The following is a 19,111-nucleotide window of genomic DNA, read 5'->3' as shown; positions in this document are numbered from 1 at the left end:
ATTTCAAATGTACGTCGTTCATAATTGAGTCAAGACTTCAGCGAAGCGATGACGCGAGCCGATGGGCCGGCGCAACCTGCACACCCGCGAGCAGCAGACCGAGATGGCGATTGCGGCCACCGAACTCATCCTCGTGCGCGAAGGCATGCAAGGTCTGACCATGCGCAAGGTCGCCGACGCCATCGGCTACACCGTCGGCAATCTCTACCTGCTGTTCCAGAATCAGGATCAGCTGTTGCTCGCGGTCAACGAGCGCACGGCCGACGCCATCTACGTCGCGTTGCGCGACAGCGTCGAAGGCATCGCCGAGCCGCGCGCCCAGACCAAGGCGATGTCCGCGGCTTATATCGAGTTCGGTCTTCGGCACGCCTCGCGCTGGCGCCTGATGTTCGAACACAGTCTCCCGGTCGGCGCCGCGCGGCCCCGCGCCATCGAGCTGCGGATCCGCCGCATGTTCGAGCTGGTCGAGAACGGCCTGAGGCCGCAAATGCCGGGCGCGCCCGAAGAGCGGCTGCGCCTCACGGCAACGACGCTCTGGAGCGGAGTGCACGGCATCTGCGTACTGGCGGTCACCGGCAAGCTGCGCTGGAGCGGCACCGACAATTTTCGTGATCTGAGTGATCACTTGGTCGATACCTTCCTGCTGGGTCTGGGGAATGAGCGAGGCACGGGCATCAAGCGAGGAACCGCCCGCGCAAGTGCGGCGGAGTGAGCGGGCACGCGGCGATGGGCCGGGCGAAGAGGGCGTGCCGGTTCCGGCCGATCGCGTCGTAGGCGCGGTCCCGCCAGGTTCGCGGAACGAGCCGCAAGGCTGCACCTGCGATGCGCCACAGGCCGCCCAGACGCTCGAGCACGTGGATGGCGGCGTCGGAACGCGACGCTACGCGCCCATCAGCCGTGAGCACGAGGAAAGAGTCTGGTAGTCGCGCGCGCACCGGGGCCGGTAGCGCATGTTCGAATGCCGTTCCCTGGAGCGGCGCGAGACGGAAGACGGCGTGGGCATCCTCCGCGAGCACGAATCGCACGACGCGGTGGCACAGGCCGCACTGCCCGTCGTAGAAGATCGTCTCGACCGCGGTGGGCGCGCTGCCGCGGATCCAGGCGGGATCGAACGTCAGCAGGTGCACCAGCAGCATCGCGCAGGTGAGGTCGGCGAAATCCAGCAGCAGCGCGAAGCCGAACTGCACGATCAGCATCGCCGTCCACGCCGCAATGCGAAGCGGCCTCCACAGCACCAGCAGCGCGAACAGCAGCTCGATCCACAGGATCGCGTGTGTGACGGCCGCCTGTAGTGCTGCTGGGAGCGCGAGGAAGGCGGTGCGCGGCAGGCCATCGCGCGCGAGCGGGTTCTGCAGCACGAAGCCCAGCATGTGCCCATCGGTCCACGACTCGCTGAACGTCTTGGTCCAGCCGCTGTAGCTGTAGGAGAGTGCGAGCACCGCCCACGCGGCGAAGAAGATCGCGGCGGGCAGGCGCCACCCGCTGGCGGGATCGAGGCGGCCCCGCGCGGCCCAGGAGCCGTAGGGTGCAGAGGGTAGGCAGACGTGTGCGAGCAGCATCCATCCGACGTAGGGAAGGCTCGGGTTCTGGATCATCGGATTGCGCCCGAACAGGCAGGCCAGCACGTACCAGAGCCACAGCGCGGCGAGGCGGTCGTGAGAGCCGACGGCGAAGGCCAGCGACGCCACCGCCGCGGATACGAGGAACAGCGAGACGAAAGCGGGCGTGTCGAGGACGCCCAGGACATTGGGGAACACGCCGATCAGTGGGCTCGCGTGCGCGTCCGCCACCATGCCCGCGGACGAGAACACTTCGGCGCCCCACGGCAGCAGCATCGTGAAGTGCACGAAGAGGTATGAGCCGAACAGCGCGCGAAAGACGCTGTACTGGCCACCGGTCCATCCGTTACGCATGGCTGCACATCTCGAAGACGAGGGGCTGCGGTCGTGACTCGCCCGCGACAGGGACGCGCGGCTCGATGCGCAAGACCGGGGCGGGTCCACGCGGATCAGGGTCCAGTCCCATCTCCCGCAGCAGCGGTGCGTCGCCGCACAGCGCATAGCTGGATACCGATTCGTACAGCGCGCGGGTCATCGGATTCGCACGCAGCATCGGCGCGCCGGCGACGGCGGCGCCGAAGGTGTTGCGCCGGTTGTACGGTCCGCGCAGGTGGCCGTAGTTCTCTGGCGTCAACGCGGTCGTGACGCGGCGACCGCTGCGATCGGTCCACTCCACGAAGAAGCGTGCCGAGAACGTCTCCACGTCGCCCTGGCGCGTGAAGACCTTGGGCGCGGGCGACGCGGCGGTCGCCGCACCGAGCGCCCGAAGGGCCGTGCTGCCGAACAGGTCGCCGGCCATCTGCAGGGTGCCGACGAGGATCAGCAGGGCCGCGACCAGAATGCGCGTGTTCATCGCGGCGTCCTCGTCACGTCGACGCCACGCAGCAGGTCGGAGACGCGAAGTTCGTTGAGTTGGCCCAGTCCGCAGGGTTCCGTGAAGCGATGCGGGTTCTCGAGCGTGCCGAACAGCGCGTCCCACAGCGGCAGGTCGGAGAAATTGTTGCGATGCCTGCCTTCCTGGTGATGCACGCAATGGCTTTCGGGTCGCTGCACGAAGAAGCCCAACCAGCGCGGTGTGCGGATGTTCCAGTGGTAGAAGAGCTCCGCGAGCCCTGTGATCAGCGTCACCAACGCGCCCGTCGCGGGATCCAGGCCGAGCAGGTGGAAGAGGATCGCGCTCGACAGCACCGAATTCGCGAGCATCTCGGCGGGATGCTTGTAGAAACTGGTGAGGATCTCGATGCGGCTGGCGCTGTGGTGAAACTGGTGCAGGTGCCGCCACAGCCACGGGATCTCGTGCCGGGCCCGGTGCCACCAGTAGTAGACGAAGGTGATCGTGAAGTAGCCGATCGCGGCGCCGGCGGCGATCCCACCCGCGCCTGCCTCGAACAGGGCCCTGCCCTGCATCCAGCGATCCCAGCTCAGGCCGGCGACGAGGACGACACCGGCCTGGACCGCGTTGGCTGCCAGCGCGCGTGGCCACCAGCTCCGGATCGCCGGCCAGCGGCGACCCGGAGCGATCCATTCGACGAGCATCATCGCGAGGGCGACTGCGGCGACCAGGAGCGGTGTGCTCATGACGTGCTCTCTCAGCCCGGGTGCACGTTGTATTCCTTCAGCAGCTTCTCGGTGCGCGCCTGGGCCAGCTTGTTGATCAGCTTGCTGCCTTCGAACTGGTCACGCAGTGTCTTCGAGAGCGTGAACGTAGAACCCGTGAGGAACAGCGTGCCGAGGATCATGTAGCCGCGCATCCAGATCTCGACCGGCATCACGATGACGCCGAAGATCATGCCGCCGAGTGCGCAGGCGAAGCTTGCCTTGACGAAGAAGATCCACGAAGGGGTGTCGAGACGGGTGGATTCGAACTGGGTGTCCATCAGAAGAGTGCTCCGGTTTGGGAAGAGAAAGTTCAGGATTCGAGGAAGAGGACGCGAAAGACGCCGATCACCGTGTCGAGGCTGTCAGGCATGCCGCAGGCGACCGCGAACGCAGCGGTCAGCAGCGCGAGCCGGACGAGGCGAGCAACGGACATGGACGATTGCATGAATATGGTCATCGTTCATTTTATGGGAAAGATCAAACCGCTGACCCATTGATGCGGGCCGCGATGCGCGCCTTGAGGGCGACCATCGCGTCGTTCACCGCGTTTTCCTTGTCGACGCGCGCGATCTCCGAGTCCAGCTTCTCCTGCTCGCCGAGCAGTTCCGACGCGGCCTCGGCCTGGCAATCGAACGTCGCCGACTTGCGGGTGAGCTGATCGAGACGTCGTGCGCGATCCATCGCACGGCTGTAGTGATCGCCGAAGCGCGTGGCCGCGCCGAGTGCTTCGGCGGCCTGCTGGTTGGCGGCGATCTGGGCACAGCGCAGGCGCGCCTGCTCCCACTCCGCCTTCAGGCGGGCAGTCTGATCACGCAGGCGTTGCACACCTTTTCGAGCCGTTTCCAGCGGTATTGCCTGCTCGGCAGCGCGTGCCTCGGCCGCCACCGCACGCTCGAGCGCGGACCGCGCCAGGGCTTCTCCACTGCTGACCAGCATGCGCTCGGCGCGCGACTGCCATTCCGCGGCTTCAGCGCGTGCCTGCTGCTGCTGACGGAGCAAGTGCTTCTCCGCGCCCAGCGCCGTGACCAGCGCGTGATTGGCACGCGCAAGATCGTCGCCCAGTTCACGCAGCATCTGCTGCGACATGACTTCGGGGTTCTCGATTTCGTCGAGGGCATGGTGAGAGTGGGCGCTCACCATTTCCCGGATGCGGACCAGCAGTGACATCGTTTTCTCCGTTTCGCGTTCAATATGAACAACGCTCATTAAAACTATCGGAGGCCCCGGAGAGCGTCAAGCGATGGAGTGATTCTTCCTGTACGGTCATTCCTCTGGAGCGCACGCTGCACCGCAGCAATCCGGCGCGGCGATTGCCGACGGGAACCCGCGGTGTCGTGTCGCTGTCCGCTCTGTTCTTCCTTTCTTGATCCTCCGTTTGCGCAAGACGTACTCGATGTTCCGCGCAGCAGCCGCACGCTCGGTTATCGCCGTGGCGAGCGCCCTGCTGCTGGTCGTCAGCGTGGCGAGCGCCCAGGTGCCGGACGACGCATCGCGCGAACTCAAGCATCAGCGCCCCGCGGCCGAGAAGCCGACGAAGAAGAAGCGATCCAAGACCGACACGGCGAAACCGGCCGAGGCGACGCGCAAGCCCGTGGTCTGCACGCCGATCGAAGGCAGCCCGGGTCTCGAGCCGATGTCGGTCTGGCGCGACTGCGCCGACACGCCGGAGATGGTCACGATGCCCGGCGGTTCATTCCTGATGGGTGAACTCGGAGAGACGGGCTTGTTGTACGAACGTCCGATTCGCGAGGTGCAGATCAAGCCGTTCGCGATGGGCCGCTACGAAGTCACGTTCATCGAATGGGACGACTGCCACGCCGCCGGCTTCTGCATGACGCGGCCGGACGACAAGGGATGGGGCCGTGGATTCCACCCGGTCATCAACGTGACCTGGGTGGACGCCCAGCAATACGTGGCCTGGTTGAGCCGCAAGACGGGACAGTCGTATCGACTCCCCACCGAGGCCGAGTGGGAATACGCCGCGCGGGCCGGCACCACGTCGAGCTTTCCCTGGGGCGAGTCGCTGGCCGCGACCTGCGACTACGCGAACGCGTTCGACATCTCCGGCCACAACGAACGGCCGAACTGGTTCTGGAGCGTGTTCTGCGTCGACGGCTATGCCTACACCGCGCCGGTCGGAAGCTTCCCGCCGAATCCCTGGGGCCTTTACGACATGCAGGGCAATGTCTGGGAGTGGACGCAGGACTGCTGGCACAGCGACTACACCGGTGCGCCGACGGATGGCTCGGCGTGGATCTCGGGCGGAGAATGCGAGAAGCGCGTGAATCGGGGCGGAGGATGGGGCAACCATCCGCGCACGCTGCGCGTGGCCAAGCGCGACGCGGATTCCGCGACCGGGTACGGCGATGCCTTTGGATTTCGTGTCGTGCGCGATCTGCCGGCGCCGCCTGATCGGCCACCCGGCGAGCGTCCCGCAACGACCGAACCGGACCTGTCGCCGCCAGCGACAACATCGACGAGCGAGTCGTCGCCGGTGCAGGACGTGCTGGATACTCCCCCCGCCGCGGGGCCGTGAATACCTTGTTTGTCGGCGTGCCGTACGGCCGACCTGTTATCCCTAACCCGATGGCCAACAGGAGTGCCGAGATGCGAGTTCGATCGATGCTGGGAGCCGCCCTGCTGGGGATGACCATGACCGCGTCTGCCGCGCCGAACCTTGCGGAGATCCTGGCCGGGCCGCAGCGCTCCGCCGAGAACCGTGCGCGCGACGTTTACCGCCATCCGGCCGAGACGCTCGCGTTCTTCGGCTTGAAGCCCGGTCAGCACGTCGTAGAGGTCTGGCCCGGTGCGGGCTGGTATGCGGAAATCCTCGCCCCTTATCTACGCGAGTCGGGCCAGTACACGGCCGCTGCGTTCGTCGTCAAAGGATCGGATGTCCCGCAATGGCGGATCGATTCCGTCGCCGGCCTGCGTGCGCGATTCGAGGCTGAACCTGCCGTGTTCGGCAATCCCGAGATCACCGAGGTCGGGCTGCCCGAAGCGTGGACTGCGGCGCAGCCGGGCAGCGCCGATCTCGTGCTGACGTTCCGCAACGTCCACAACTGGTTGAAAGGCGACTTCGAGCGCCGGATGTTCAAGGCGTTCTACAAGGCGCTCAAGCCGGGTGGTGTGCTCGGCGTGGTCGAGCACCGGGCCAGGCCCGGTACCTCGCTCGAGAAGATGATCTCCTCCGGCTACGTCACCGAGGCATTGGTGATCGAGCGGGCCGAGTCCGCCGGCTTCAAGCTCGAAGCGCGTTCCGAGATCAACGCCAATGCGAAGGACAGCACCGATCATCCGGAAGGCGTGTGGACCTTGCCGCCCACGCTGCGGCTCGGCGATCAGGATCGCGCCAAGTACGTCGCGATCGGCGAGTCCGATCGCATGACCTTGCGCTTCGTGAAGCCCGCGCGCTGATCGCGCTCGTCAATTCCGGACGCGATACCCGCGCCGTAGCGGTGACGTGACGGTCTGGGTGTCGGGCGCACTCAGATCGAAGCTGACGAGGAAGTCCAGGCCCGTGCGCGCTGCGCCGCCGATCGTCACCGGCAGGATCGTGTCGAGCGTGGGGAAACCGCCGCAGGCCTCGCCGTCGTCGCAGATGAAGCCGTCGTCGTCGCTGTCGGTGCCGGAGATCAGCAGGTAGTCGCCATTGGGAGCGGCGAGGGTGAAGCGATACCGCCCGTCCGCAACGACGACTTCATCGGTATCCACGGCGTCCAGGCTGTCCGGGTCCACCAGCAGCACGTACTGCTTGCCGGCGTTGACGGTGCCGACGACGGCACCGATCGTCATCAGCACCGGGACGGTGACCGTGTTGACGGCCGACACGAACGTGACCGTCGCCGAGTACGTGCCGCTCGCAAGACCACTGCGGTCGACCGTGACCAGGTAGCGGCCCTGGCCGCTGGCGTTCACGGCTTGCGCGCTCACCGTCAACCACGGCGCGTCGTCGCTGACCGACGTGATCGTGAGAGCACCGGTGCCCGCGTTGCGCGCATCGAGCGTCGCGGTGGTCAGCGTGTTGCCCAGGCTCAGCGAGTCCGGTTGCACGCCCAGCCGCGGGTTGTCGGGCGGGGCGTTGCCGTTGGCCAGTCGAATCGCTTCGCGCACCGCCTTGTTCGCATCGATCAGGCCGTAGCCGAAGGAGTTGTCGCGCCCGGCGGCGCCCAGGTCTTCGGTGATGGCGCCGCTGGCGAGCAGCGTATTGAACTGCGCCGGTGTCAGGTTCGGGTTGACCGCCTTCATCAGCGCGACGACGCCGGCCACGTGCGGCGTGGCCATCGAGGTGCCCTGCAGGTAGCCGAGTCCGTCCTGGATCGGACCGCTGCCGTCGCTCGACAGCGTGCTCAGCACGCCGTCGGCGCCTGCGCGCGATTGATCGCCACCCGGAGCGGCCACGTCGACCGCGCTGTTGAACTGGGAATACGGCGCGCGCTGCTTCTGGCGCCCGACGGCCGCCACTGACACCACGCCCGGATACGAGGCGGGGTAACTCACGCGACTGTCGCCGCTGTTGCCGGCGGCCGCGACGACGATGACGCCGGCGGCGATCGCATCCGCGTAGGCCTGCTGTTCGGTCGCCGAGGAATTCTCGCTGCCCAGGCTCAGGTTGATGACGCTGGCCTTGACCGGCGGCAGCACGCCCGAGGCGTTGGGCAGGCGCGCCGCGTAGAGCACGGCGTTGGTGATGTCGAACGCGCTGCCTGCGCCACCTTCACCGAGGACGCGCAGCGGCATGATGCGGGTATCCCAACCGACGCCGGCGACGCCGATGCCGTTGTTCGTCGCCGCCGCGATCGTGCCCGCCACGTGGGTGCCGTGGAAGCTGCTGCCGCCGACCACGCCGCCGTCGCCCGGATCATCGGCGTTGCCATCGCGACCGTTGCCGTCGAGCGAGCGGCGCGTATCGTTGACGAAGTCGAAGCCGTCCGGATCCGCCGGATCGAACTTGCCGACGAGGTCCGGATGACTCAGACGCACGCCGGTGTCGGCCACCGCGACGATGACGCTGCCGGAGCCGTGCGTCAGGTCCCAGGCCGGCGGCAGGTTGATCAGGTTGTAGTGCCATTGCTGCGAGACGAACTCGTCGTTGGGCAAGGCCGAGGCGTGTCGCAGCAGATTGGGCTCGGCGAACTTCACGGCAGGCTGCGCCTGCAACGCCTTGATGGCCAGCAGCGTTCGCGCCTTCGCTTCGAGAGCGGGATCGGCGTAATGGAATTCTCCGCTGCGCATCGTCCCGAGCGTCTTGGTGCTGCTCGAAAGATCCAGCAGGTCGACGCTTCCCGGAATGTGGCCCAGGCTCTGCGCGCCCAGCGCCTTGGCTTCGATGGCGCCAGCATCATCGCGATACGCGACGAGCGCCTGGTCGGGCAGGAACTCCGCCTGCGTGCTCATCGCGTTCAAGGGCTGCGTCGTCGCGGTCTGCCCTTGCTGCGTGATCGACAGCACGTAGTTGGAGCTGCCGGCGAAGGCGCTGACCTGCACGATGTAGCTCGCGGTGCCGTTGCCCGGCACGACGATCGTTTCGAGCTTGCCGGTCCCCAGCGACGAGGCCAGCACGTTGCCGCCCAGATCGCCGATCAGCAGATCGAGGTCGTTGGCTTCGCCGTCTTCGGCGACGAACAGATTGAGTTGCTGTCCGCCGGCCAGATCGATGCGATAGACATCGAATTCATCGGTCGCCTCGTTCGCATAGCCGCCGACGCTGACCGGGTTGCGCAGCCGCTGCGCGGTCGCCAGCGAGCCGTTCGAGGTTCGCGGCACCGAAGCGTCCGCGGTGTCGCCATCGATGGCCGAGTCCGCGCCGGCCGTGATCGTGCCGGCGATCGAATAGGTCGTGCTGCCACTTCCTGCTCCCCCGGAATCGCCACCGCCACCTCCGCCGCAACCGGCGACGACCGCAACAAGCGACCCGATGACCCACAGACGAATACGCATGGCGTGGCTCCCCGACCTGCCGGCGAAATCGCGCAAAGCCTAACGCAAGCCGCGACCCCTCGATGCAGTGGGTGGCATGCGGTCGATCGACGGAGCGCCTACGGAGAGTCGCCGCGAAGGATCTTCACCTGGGCTTCGAGCTCGGGCGCCTTGAGCGTGGAGCCGTCCATCGGCGGGCCGGCGATCAATTCGATGCGCGCACGGAAGCGGCGCGGCAGTCGCGAACGGCCCATCGTGGTATCCCGGCGCGACCACATGCTCAGCCACAGTCCGCGCACTGCCATCGGGATCACCGGCACCGGCTTGTTCGCGAGCATCTTCTCGATGCCCGGCTTGAATGCCTGGAGCGTTCCGTCGGGGGTCAGGCCGCCCTCCGGGAAGATGCCGATCAGCTCGCCGTCGTTCAGCGCCTTCTCGATCTCGGCGAACGCCTTCTCCAGCAGTGCTGCGTCCTCGCGCGCCGGCGCGATCGGAATCGTGCGCGCCGTGCGGAAGATGAAGTTGAGCACCGGGATGCGGAAAATCTTGTGATACATCACGAAGCGGATCGGACGGCGCACGGTGCCGCCGATGATCAGCGCGTCGACGAAGCTCACGTGGTTGGGCGCGATGATCGCGGCGCCCTCGTCCGGAATGTTCTCGAGTCCCTTGGTGCGGATGCGATAGAGCAGGCTGATCAGCAGCCAGACCATGAAGCGCATCAGGAATTCGGGCAGCAGCGAGTAGATGAAGATCGCCACCGCCGCATTCATGATCGCCACCGTCAGCAGCAGTTGCGGGATCGTCAGGCCGGCCTGCAGCAGCAGCACCGAGACGATCGCCGACACCACCATGAACAGCGCGTTGAGGATGTTGTTGCCCGCGATGATGCGCGAGCGGTGCGTCGGCGCCGATCGCGTCTGGATCACCGCGTACAGCGGCACGATGTAGAAGCCGCCGAACAGGCCGATCAGCACCAGGTCCCACAGCACGCGATGGTTGGCGGCCTCTTTCAGGAAGGCCATGGCGCCGAGGTTCGTGACCTGCGCGGCGACCGGCGCGGCGAAATACAGGTCGATGCCGAACAGCGTCAGGCCGATCGATCCCAGCGGAACCAGGCCCATCTCCACCTTGTGGCCGGACAGGCGTTCGCACAGCAGCGAGCCGATGCCGATGCCCAGCGAGAACACCGTCAGCAGCAAGGTGACCACCTGCTCGTTCCCGCCCAGGTACACCTTGGTGTAGTTGGGCAACTGCGACAGGAACGTGGCGCCGTACAGCCAGAACCAGGAGATGCCGAGCACGGACAGGAACACCGTGCGATTCGTGCGCATGAACTGGAAGTTGCGCCAGGTCTCGGTGAACGGATTCCAGTTGATCTGCAGGTCGGGCGCTGCGGCCGGCGCCTGCGGAATCCTGCGCGCCGCGAAATACCCGAGCAGGGCGATGGCCAGCACTGCGATGCTCACGCCGGTGGAGCCGTCGTGTTGCGCGATCAGCCAGCCACCGAGCAGCGTGCCGAGCAGGATCGCGAGGAACGTCGCGGCTTCCACCAGCGCGTTGCCGCCGACCAGTTCGTCCTCGCGCAGCGACTGCGGCAGGATCGAATACTTCACAGGGCCGAACACGGCGGCCTGCGCTCCGAGCAGGAACAGCACGCCCAGCAGCAGCTTCACGCTGCCGATGCACAGACCCACGGCGGCGAGCGCCATGATCAGGATTTCGGCCAGCTTGATCCATCGGATCAACTGCGACTTCTCGTACTTCTCCGCGATCTGCCCGGCCGTGGCGGAGAACAGGAAGAACGGCAGGATGAACAGGCCGGCCGCGAGATTGACGTAGGCGTTGACCTGGTCGGCCGACAGTCCCGCGATGCCGAACGTCACCAGGATGACCAGCGCGTTCTTGAAGACGTTGTCGTTGAAGGCGCCGAGCGTCTGCGTAGCGAAGAACGGTCCGAAGCGACGTTCGGTCAGCAGGCGGAACTGGCTGTGCTCGCTCATGGGGGACTCTTGCGCTGGCGCGTCGTGACCATCGACAACGGTGGAACGTCAGGGCCGCATCAGCGGCGTGGAGGCGCCTGCTGCTTGCGCGCCCGCTCGGCCTTGTCGGCGGCCAGGCGTTCGGCATAAATCCGCCGGGTGGCATCGGGCTGGCAGTAGCGATCGCTCTCGGCCTTGATCTCCGCGAGCATCAGCCGCTGCTGCGTGGGCGACAGCGGGTAGACGTTGCCGCTCGGATCGCGCCCGTAGATCTGCGGTGCGGTGCGGTAATTGGCCAGCCGCTCGCGGGCGTTCGTGCAGCGCTGCTCGACCTCGGCGCTGAAATTTCCGGGAATCGCGCCGACCCATTCGGGCTCTTCGGCAATCTTGCGATCCTCGAGGTACTCGCGCGTCATCTTGTTGCCGCCCGACGAGGTGTCGTCGTAGTGCACGAGGCCGTTCTTGTCGACCCAGCGGTAGACGCTCGACGCGCCGGCGCCGGAGGACGACGCCGCGAAGGCGCACGCGAGGAGCAGGCGCACGCCGAACATGCGCGCAACGGGACTCATGCCGGGGGTCACTCCGCAGGCGCGTCGCCGCACTGCGACTCCAGGTCCGCCTGGACCTTGGCCACCAGTTGCTCGCGCTCGGCCACGGTGTACTCGCGTTCACGACCCAGGCTGTCGCGCTCGACCAGCCGGCTGGCGTTCTTGTAGGTGTTGAGCTGCGCGCGCTTGTTGATGCAGTCCGTCTCGCTGACCGTCTTCTGCGGCGGGCGGTCCTGCGCCGGTTCCGCAGCGGCCGTGGTGCCGACCCTGCGATCGAAGTTGCGGATGTCCTGCGCGCCCGACGGCGGCTGGTCGCCGAACTGGACCTTGCCGTCGGGAGTCGTCCACCGGTAGATGCGCTCGCCCGCGGCGGATGCACCGTCCGCGATCAGTAGAGAGCACAAGGTCAGGAGGACAGCGCGCATGGTGATTCGTCCGTTCGACGCGACGTCGGCAGTCTAGAGCAGTTCCCGTTTGCCGAGCGCGGGCCCGTGGCCATCACGGGGACAGCCGGTCGAAGCGACGGTATGGGCGGGCCACGGCCGTGAGACCTGCTCCTACAATCCCCTCATGAAACTCGGCACCCTTGTCTGGCGCGGCTTCCTGATCCTGGTGGTATTGGCTGGCCTGGGACAGTACTGGCTGGTGCAGCGCACCCAGGAAGAAGCAGCGAGGTTCATCGCGCGGCTGATCCCTCACGGAGACCTCCATTACGAGCGGCTCTGGCCGTTTCCCTGGGGCGCGGGTCGCGTCTGGGGATTGTCGTTCCGCCCGGAGGGTGGCCTGCAGATGGCGCTGCAGACGCCGATGGGAATGCTCATCGAGGCGCGCGAACTGCGGATCCGCGAGCTGCGTCTCGACGACGCGGGTCACCTCGCCCGTGTGCGTGGCACCCTGCTGGGCGTTCGCATTCCGATAGCCGAACGTCGAGCCCCGAAGTCGGAGTCGCCGGATCCTGCGCGGATCCCGCCGCCGACGCTGTTCGATCTCGGCTACACCGAGTTTCGCGGCGACGTCGAGTTCGACATCCAGTACGTCGCCTCGGCGGGATTGGCGACCCTGTCGTTCGATATCGGCGCCCCGCAGATCGGTCGCGCCCTGCTGACGACGCAGCTTGAGGGTTCGCCGGAGGTCTTCGATCGCGCGCCGGACCAGATCATGGTGCGCAAGCTCGCGCTGGAGTTCTCCGACCAGGGCCTGCTGACGCGCTACAAGGACGTCTCGGCCGGGCGCGCGCGCCTGAGCCGTGCGGCCTGGGAATCGGCAATGATCGCGGCGCTGAACGCGCGCGCGCTGAAGGAAGGCTGGAAGTGGAGCGACGAGACGGCTGCAGCGTCGCGCAAGGTCATCCGCGAGTCCGGCTATTTCCACGCGGCGATCGACCCGCCCGGCGACATCGCCCTGCGCAACATCCGGCTCTACCCGATGGCGGACTGGCCGCCGCTGCTGGGCTTCGGGCTGTCGACAACGCCCGACGACCCGCCTCTGGCGCCGCCCGCCGCGAATCCCTGAGGCGCGTCAGGGACGTCCCGCCGACGTCCCGACTGCTCCGCTATCCCGAGCGCCTCACCACGGCATTTCGTGGCGAGGCGTATCGAGTCAGGGATCAGAGGTCGTAGCCGCGCTCGTTGTGCTCCGCGGTATCCAGGCCGGTGGACTCGGCTTCCGCGCTGACACGCAGCCCCAGCATCGCGCCCACGAGCTTGAGCAGTGCGTAGCTGACGACGGCGGTATACGTACCCACCGCGACGACGCCGAGCGCCTGTACACCGATCTGCTTGCCCATGTTCATGCCTTCCGCGTAGCCCTGGCCGCTGAACGCACCCAGTGCGCTCGACGCGAACACACCCGCCAGCAGCGTGCCCAGAATGCCGCCGACGCCGTGCACCGGGAACACGTCGAGCGAATCGTCGACACCCAGGCGGCGCTTCAGGAAGTTGGTCGCGTTGAAGCACACGAAGCCGGCGACCAGACCGATCAGCAGCGCGCCACCCGGCCCCACGTAGCCGGATGCCGGCGTGATCGTGCCCAGGCCCGCGACCATGCCGGTGACCGTACCCAGCGCCGAGGGCTTGCCGTAGCGCACCCACTCCATCACCGCCCAGGCGATCGCGCCGGCCGCGGCCGACATGTGCGTGACCAGGATCGCCATCGCGGCGTTGCCGTTGGCGGCCAGCGCCGAGCCGCCGTTGAAACCGAACCAGCCCACCCAGAGCATCGCGGCGCCGGTGACCGTCATCGTCATGTTGTGCGGCAGCATCGCGGTGGTCGGAAAGCCCTGGCGCTTGCCGAGCACGATGGCCGCCACCAGCGCCGCGACACCGGCGGTGATGTGGACGACCGTGCCGCCGGCGAAGTCGAGCAGTCCCATCTTGTAGAGCCAGCCGTCCGAGGCCCAGACCCAGTGGCACACCGGCGCGTACACCAGCGTCGACCACAGCGCCGAGAACAGCAGCATCGAGGAGAACTTCATGCGTTCGGCAAAACCGCCGACGACCAGCGCGGGCGTGATGATGGCGAACGTGAGCTGGAACATCGAAAAGGCGGTCTCCGGAATCGCGCCGTTGACCGAGCCTTCCTCGACGCCCGCGAAGAAGGCCTTGCCCAGGCCTCCCACCAGCGGGCCGCCCGAATCGAAGGCGAGGCTGTAGAGATAGATCAGCCAGAGCACCGAGACCATGCAGGTGATCGCGAAGCACTGCATCAGCACAGACAGCACGTTCTTGGTGCGAACCAGGCCGCCATAGAAGAGTGCGAGGCCCGGGAGGGTCATGAACAGGACCAGGGCGGTCGAGGTCAGGATCCAGGCGCTGTCGCCGCTGTTGATCTCTTGCGCGGAGGCCGCGAACGGAAGTGCGGCCACGGCCGCGCCGATCCAGCGTTTCATTCCGGTACTCCTCCTGTGACCGGTCAGCGTTGACCAGTTCTTGAACATTCTTGTTGTGTTGCGGGCTTCCTTGCCCGCGGTTACCGCCGCGGTCCTCTTCGGGACCGCGTCCTCAGAAATTTTTCGCGAGACGCCTAGACGGCGTCGACGCCCGATTCGCCGGTGCGGATGCGCACGGTCTGGTCGAGGTCGTAGACGAAGATCTTGCCGTCGCCGATCTGGCCGGTCTTGGCGCTCTTCTGGATCGCCTCGACGGCGCGGTCGACCATGTCCGGCGCCAGCGCCACTTCCAGCTTGATCTTGGGCAGCAGGTCCACCGTGTACTCGGCGCCGCGGTACAGCTCGGTGTGGCCCTTCTGGCGCCCGAAACCGCGCACTTCCGTCACCGTCATGCCCTGCACACCGATGTCGGCGAGCGCTTCGCGGACGGCGTCGAGCTTGAACGGCTTGATGACGGCGATGAGCATTTTCATGGTGATCTCGGGAGCAGGGGTCGCAGGATTGCCAGTCTAACCAAGTCAGGTCCGTGCAAAAACTGGTCCGGCGCGTGCGCCAGTTCACATGGGCGCACCAGAAGGATGTCCGCCGCGGACCGCGAATCTCGTGTTTACCGAAAAGGCCGACGACGGCCAGAGGGAGCATCGCGGTGAAGATTCGGGGCTCGAGAGCCATGACCGGCAGGCACGATGGGGCCACGCGCGCGCGATTCGCGCTGCTGCTCGGGTCGCTGCTGGCCTTGGTCCCACTGCGCCTGTCCGCGGCCGAACTGGATAGCCCGGCGACGACCTGCATGGGTGCCGAGCGCGCTGGCAGCGACGCGGGCGTGGCCGCCTATACCGGCCGGTACCTGGGAACCTGGCCGGGTCAGACGCACCCCTATGGCTACGAACCCGGACCGTACGCGGCGGAGGCGCCGCTGTTCGAGGTCAATGCCGGGAACCAGGCCCAGCATGCGGACGCGCTGACGGCGGGGCAGAAAGCGTTGTTGCGGCAATACCCGGCCGCATTCCGCATGAAGGTCTATCCGAGCCATCGCGACTTCCGCTTCGCGGACTGGGTCTGCGAGGCCGTGAAGCACAACGCCACGGAAGCCCGCGTGATCAACGACGGTCGTGGTATCGCGGGTGTCAGTGGCGCCATCCCGTTTCCATTTCCGAAGGACGGCCTGCAGGCGATCTGGAACGCGATCAACCCGCACCGCGGCTGGACCGAATCGGTGGTGACCGACATCGCGGACGTCTATGCCGACGGCGCCATCGCCTGGGGCAAGCAGCGCTTCAAGACGCTCGATCCGGGCAAGGACCCGACGCGGCGGGGGTCCTACCAGGACACGGTGGGTGCGTACTTCATGGCGCACTACCTGTTGCCCGCTCGCGATCGCGGCCTGGTCGCCGTCGGTTATCAGCCCAACGATTTTTCGCGCCAGTCGACGCAGAGCACCTGGCTCTACCAGCCGTGGATCCGTCGCGTGCGTCAGTCCGCGCCGGTCGGGTTCGACTATCCGGTGCCGCCGGCAGGTCTTCGCACCGTCGACGAGGACTACGGCTACAACGGCTCGCCCGAGCGCTACGAATGGAAGCTGGTGGGCCGCCGCGAGATGCTGGTGCCGTACCACAACTTCCGCGTCAACGATCCCGCGGTGCGCTACGCGGACCTCGTCAAACCCTCCACGCTCAATCCCGAGTACCTGCGCTACGAGCGGCATCGTGTCTGGGTCATCGAGGGCCGCCTCAAGCCGGGCATGCGCCACATCTACTCGCGCCGCGAGTTCTACGTCGACGAAGACTCCTGGCTGGTGCTGTGGGCGGACAACTACGACGCACGCGGCAGCCTCTGGCGCACCAGCTTCATCACGTATTTCTATTCGCAGGAATCCAGCACGTTTCACCGCGGCGTGTCGGTCTATCACGACCTTCAGCAGCACGCCTACGAGGCCACGTATCTGGTCAACGAGGCGGGCGAGGGCTGGTGGCGTCTCAACCAGCCGCTGACACCGGAGATGTTCTCGGCCGAGGCTGCCGCGCGCGCCGGGCGCTGAGTTCAGCATCCGTAGCCCGGGTGAAACCCGGGGTCTCTTCGATGAGCCGGGACCCCGGGCTGCGCCCGGGCTACGCTGAGTGGGACGCGATCAGCCGAGCGGCAGCACGTCGCTGCGGTGGTACTCGAGGATGCGACGGTACGCGTCCGGATCCTTCACGTGCACCAGGCCACCGGCGCGCGGATGCACCCAGTCCTGCAGGCGCGAAAGGTAGAAGCGCAGCGCCGCGGCGCGCAGCACCAGGCGCCAGGCCTGCGCCTCGGCCGCGGTGGGCTGACGTTCCGCGATGTAGGCGGCGATCATCGCGTCCGAGCGCGCACGGTTGAGCTGCCCATGCGTGTCGAAGCACCAGTCGTTGACGGTGATCGCGAGGTCGTAGAGCAGGCTGTCGCGGCAGGCGTAGTAGAAATCGATGACGCCGGTCAGGCGGTCGTCGACGAACAGCACGTTGTCGCGAAACAGGTCGGCGTGGACGATGCCCTGCGGCAATGCATCGAGCGCCAGCGCCTTCTGCGCGTCCAGCTCCGAGGCGATCAGCGCGCGCGCATCTTCCGCAAGGTGAGGCATCAGCTCCTGCGCGGTCTGCAGGCGCCAGGCGGTTCCGCGCGCGTTGTCGGCGCCACCCTTGAACGTGGCGGCCACGCGATGGAGCTGGCCCAGCACGCCGCCGGTGGCACGCGCCTGCTCGAGATTCGGAAAGAGCACGCTCTGTCCGACGAGGCGTCGCACCATCGCGGCAGGCTTGCCATTGAGCGTGACGAGGTTCTTGCCGTCATTCGTGTGCAGCGGCGCGGCACTGGGAAATCCGTGCGCGGCCAGGTGCTCCATCAGGCCCAGGAAGAACGGCAGGTCGTCGTAGTTCAGGCGCTCGAACAGCGTGAGCACCCAGCGGCCGTCATCGGTGTCGACGAAGTAATTGGTGTTCTCGACACCTTCCCCGATGCCCTGGAAGCCGATCACTTCGCCAACCGGGTATTGCTGAAGGAAGTCCAGGAGTTCGGGATGCGAGACTTTCGTGAAGACGCTCATGCGCAGCAGTTTCCAGTTTCGATGTTCCAGTTTCCACTACGTCCCGAGCTTTCCGGAAGCCGAAGCCGGACGTCGGGACCTGCGTCTCAGCGACGCCAGAAGCCGGGTGTGAAGACGATCAGCAACGTGAAGATCTCGAGCCGGCCGAGCAGCATCGCAAAGATCATGAGCCATTTGCCGAAGGCGTTGACGTGGGCCATCGACGCGGCCACCGGTCCCAGGCCCGGGCCCGAATTGTTGATGGTGGCAGCGATCGCCGAGAACGCGATGACCGGGTCGAGGCCGGTCAGCATCATCAGGAAGCTCAGCACGATCGTGCAGCCGATATAGACCGAGAAGAACGCGCCGACGGCGTAGACGACCTCGTCGGGCAGTGTCTTGCCGCCGAGCTTGATGCCCATTTCCGCGCTCGGATGCAGCAGCTTCTGAATTTCGCGCATTGCCTGCTTCACGAACAGCATCAGTCGGACCACCTTGACGCCGCCGGCGGTCGATCCCGCGCAGCCCACCATGAACATGCTGAGCATCAGCAGCAGCGGCGCAGGGCTGGGCCAGTGCGTCGGATCGTCGGTGGCAAATCCTGTCGTGCTGCCGTACGAGACGACATGGAAGATCGCCTTGTGCAGCGCCAGCAGCGGGCTCGAGTAGGTGTGATGGATGACGAACAGCAGCCAGATCATCACGGTGTAGAGCAGTATGATGGCGATGCACACCCGCAGTTCGGTGTCGCGCCAGTAGAACCGCAGATTGCGGCCGCGCCAGACAGCGAAATGCGTGGCGAAATTGATCGTGCCCAGCATCATGAACAGCATGGCCACGTATTCGACGTTGATCGATTTGAAGTAACCGATGCTGGCGTCGTGCGTGGAGAAACCACCGGTCGCCAAGGTCGAGAAGGCGTGACACAACGCGTCGAACGGCGGCATGCCGACCGCCCAGAACGACAGGCCGCAGGCGATCGTCAGGCTCAGATAGACCAGCCACAGCACGCGTGCCGTTTCGGTGATGCGGGGCGTCAGTTTCGAATTCTTCAGCGGCCCCGGCGTCTCGGCGCGATAGAGCTGCATGCCGCCGACGCCGAGCATCGGCAGCACCGCGACGGCCAGCACGATGATGCCCATGCCGCCCAGCCAGTGGAGTTGCGCGCGGTAATAGTTGAGCGCAGGCGGCAACTCGTCGAGTCCGCTGGCGACGCTCGTGGCGCCGGTCGTGGTCAGGCCCGACACCGCTTCGAACACGGCGTCGGTGTAGCTGTGCCAGGCCTCGTCGGCGAAGAACAGCGGGATCGCGCCGAAGGCTCCGAGCACGGCCCAGAACAGGACCGTGATCAGGAAGCCGTCACGCGTCTTGAGTTCCGCGTGCTCCTTGCGCGCCGGCCACCAGACCAGGGCACCGGTGAGGAACGTGATCCACAGGCCCATCAGGAAGGGACCGGTGGTGGTGGCCTCGGTGAGCTGGTCCACGATGATTGGAGGAACCATCGTGAAGCTGAACAGCATCAGCAGCATGCCGGTGATTCTCTGCACCGCGACGAAGCGGTGCATGCGCGA

General features: G+C 66.5%; 19 protein-coding genes. 5 read left to right on the top strand and 14 right to left on the bottom strand.

The window, feature by feature from the left end; translation table 11 throughout:
- The first annotated feature begins 61 nt into the window (after positions 1–61).
- A complete protein-coding gene (locus tag DFR24_RS12435) occupies positions 62–712 on the top strand; it encodes a TetR/AcrR family transcriptional regulator (RefSeq protein ID WP_133881739.1) in 651 nt (216 codons plus the stop codon).
- Here the strand turns inward: DFR24_RS12435 and DFR24_RS12430 are convergent.
- Genes DFR24_RS12430 through DFR24_RS12415 form a run of 6 tightly spaced genes read right to left on the bottom strand, consistent with a single transcriptional unit; the run spans position 675 to position 4,325 of the window.
- Positions 675–1,913 carry a DCC1-like thiol-disulfide oxidoreductase family protein gene (locus DFR24_RS12430; RefSeq protein WP_162851187.1) on the bottom strand — a complete coding sequence of 413 codons (1,239 nt, stop codon included), beginning with the start codon at positions 1,911–1,913 and terminating at the stop codon, positions 675–677. The two genes, DFR24_RS12435 and DFR24_RS12430, sit on opposite strands and share 38 nt — an antisense overlap.
- Positions 1,906–2,412 carry a hypothetical protein gene (locus DFR24_RS24435; RefSeq protein ID WP_162851186.1) on the bottom strand — a complete coding sequence of 169 codons (507 nt, stop codon included), beginning with the start codon at positions 2,410–2,412 and terminating at the stop codon, positions 1,906–1,908. The genes DFR24_RS12430 and DFR24_RS24435 overlap by 8 nt, the downstream gene beginning before the upstream one ends.
- On the bottom strand, positions 2,409–3,137 hold the full coding sequence (locus DFR24_RS12425; protein ID WP_210772654.1) for a sterol desaturase family protein: 729 nt from the start codon (positions 3,135–3,137) through the stop codon (positions 2,409–2,411). The genes DFR24_RS24435 and DFR24_RS12425 overlap by 4 nt, the downstream gene beginning before the upstream one ends.
- A gap of 11 nt (positions 3,138–3,148) precedes the next feature.
- Entirely contained in the window at positions 3,149–3,436 is a 288-nt protein-coding gene (locus DFR24_RS12420; RefSeq protein ID WP_133881737.1) for a YiaA/YiaB family inner membrane protein, read from the bottom strand.
- A 32-nt stretch (positions 3,437–3,468) separates the two neighbouring features.
- Positions 3,469–3,591, bottom strand: coding sequence for a hypothetical protein (locus DFR24_RS25160; protein ID WP_281280166.1), 123 nt, complete (start codon positions 3,589–3,591; stop codon positions 3,469–3,471).
- A gap of 44 nt (positions 3,592–3,635) precedes the next feature.
- Complete coding sequence (locus DFR24_RS12415) at positions 3,636–4,325, bottom strand: PspA/IM30 family protein (protein ID WP_162851185.1); 690 nt, start codon at positions 4,323–4,325, stop codon at positions 3,636–3,638.
- A gap of 262 nt (positions 4,326–4,587) precedes the next feature.
- Here DFR24_RS12415 and DFR24_RS12410 point away from each other — a divergent pair, with 262 nt between their 5' ends.
- Complete coding sequence (locus tag DFR24_RS12410) at positions 4,588–5,694, top strand: formylglycine-generating enzyme family protein (protein ID WP_162851184.1); 1,107 nt, start codon at positions 4,588–4,590, stop codon at positions 5,692–5,694.
- Between the two features lie 71 nt (positions 5,695–5,765).
- Entirely contained in the window at positions 5,766–6,575 is an 810-nt protein-coding gene (locus DFR24_RS12405) for a class I SAM-dependent methyltransferase (protein ID WP_133881734.1), read from the top strand.
- A gap of 9 nt (positions 6,576–6,584) precedes the next feature.
- Here the strand turns inward: DFR24_RS12405 and DFR24_RS12400 are convergent, their stop codons facing one another.
- From DFR24_RS12400 to DFR24_RS12385, 4 genes are all read right to left on the bottom strand, one after another.
- On the bottom strand, positions 6,585–9,098 hold the full coding sequence (locus tag DFR24_RS12400) for a S8 family serine peptidase (RefSeq protein WP_133881733.1): 2,514 nt from the start codon (positions 9,096–9,098) through the stop codon (positions 6,585–6,587).
- A 98-nt stretch (positions 9,099–9,196) separates the two neighbouring features.
- Positions 9,197–11,080 (bottom strand): MFS transporter, encoded by a 1,884-nt coding sequence (locus tag DFR24_RS12395; RefSeq protein WP_133881732.1) that lies wholly within the window; start codon positions 11,078–11,080, stop codon positions 9,197–9,199.
- Between the two features lie 59 nt (positions 11,081–11,139).
- On the bottom strand, positions 11,140–11,628 hold the full coding sequence (locus tag DFR24_RS12390; protein WP_133881731.1) for a DUF4124 domain-containing protein: 489 nt from the start codon (positions 11,626–11,628) through the stop codon (positions 11,140–11,142).
- A gap of 8 nt (positions 11,629–11,636) precedes the next feature.
- Positions 11,637–12,032 carry a DUF4124 domain-containing protein gene (locus DFR24_RS12385; RefSeq protein ID WP_133881730.1) on the bottom strand — a complete coding sequence of 132 codons (396 nt, stop codon included), beginning with the start codon at positions 12,030–12,032 and terminating at the stop codon, positions 11,637–11,639.
- 145 nt (positions 12,033–12,177) lie between these two features.
- Here DFR24_RS12385 and DFR24_RS12380 point away from each other — a divergent pair, with 145 nt between their 5' ends.
- A complete protein-coding gene (locus DFR24_RS12380) occupies positions 12,178–13,119 on the top strand; it encodes a hypothetical protein (protein ID WP_133881729.1) in 942 nt (313 codons plus the stop codon).
- Positions 13,120–13,213: 94 nt separating this feature from the next.
- On the opposite strand, the gene DFR24_RS12375 is transcribed toward DFR24_RS12380, so the two are convergent.
- Positions 13,214–14,494 (bottom strand): ammonium transporter, encoded by a 1,281-nt coding sequence (locus DFR24_RS12375; protein WP_133881728.1) that lies wholly within the window; start codon positions 14,492–14,494, stop codon positions 13,214–13,216.
- 134 nt (positions 14,495–14,628) lie between these two features.
- Complete coding sequence (locus tag DFR24_RS12370) at positions 14,629–14,967, bottom strand: P-II family nitrogen regulator (RefSeq protein WP_133881727.1); 339 nt, start codon at positions 14,965–14,967, stop codon at positions 14,629–14,631.
- Positions 14,968–15,164: 197 nt separating this feature from the next.
- Between DFR24_RS12370 and DFR24_RS12365 the strand changes: the two genes are divergently transcribed.
- Positions 15,165–16,532, top strand: coding sequence for a DUF1329 domain-containing protein (locus DFR24_RS12365; protein WP_133881726.1), 1,368 nt, complete (start codon positions 15,165–15,167; stop codon positions 16,530–16,532).
- Between the two features lie 90 nt (positions 16,533–16,622).
- Here the strand turns inward: DFR24_RS12365 and DFR24_RS12360 are convergent, their stop codons facing one another.
- Positions 16,623–17,561: a homoserine kinase gene (locus DFR24_RS12360; protein WP_133881725.1), complete on the bottom strand. Its 939-nt coding sequence runs from the start codon at positions 17,559–17,561 to the stop codon at positions 16,623–16,625.
- Between the two features lie 86 nt (positions 17,562–17,647).
- Positions 17,648–19,105: a TrkH family potassium uptake protein gene (locus DFR24_RS12355; RefSeq protein WP_133881724.1), complete on the bottom strand. Its 1,458-nt coding sequence runs from the start codon at positions 19,103–19,105 to the stop codon at positions 17,648–17,650.
- Positions 19,106–19,111: the final 6 nt, after the last annotated feature.

It is taken from the genome of Panacagrimonas perspica, from assembly GCF_004364935.1.
Taxonomy (GTDB): Bacteria; Pseudomonadota; Gammaproteobacteria; order Nevskiales; family Nevskiaceae; genus Panacagrimonas; species Panacagrimonas perspica.
Note: the sequence above shows the minus strand (reverse complement) of the source record. Positions and strands in the feature narration are given on the sequence as shown.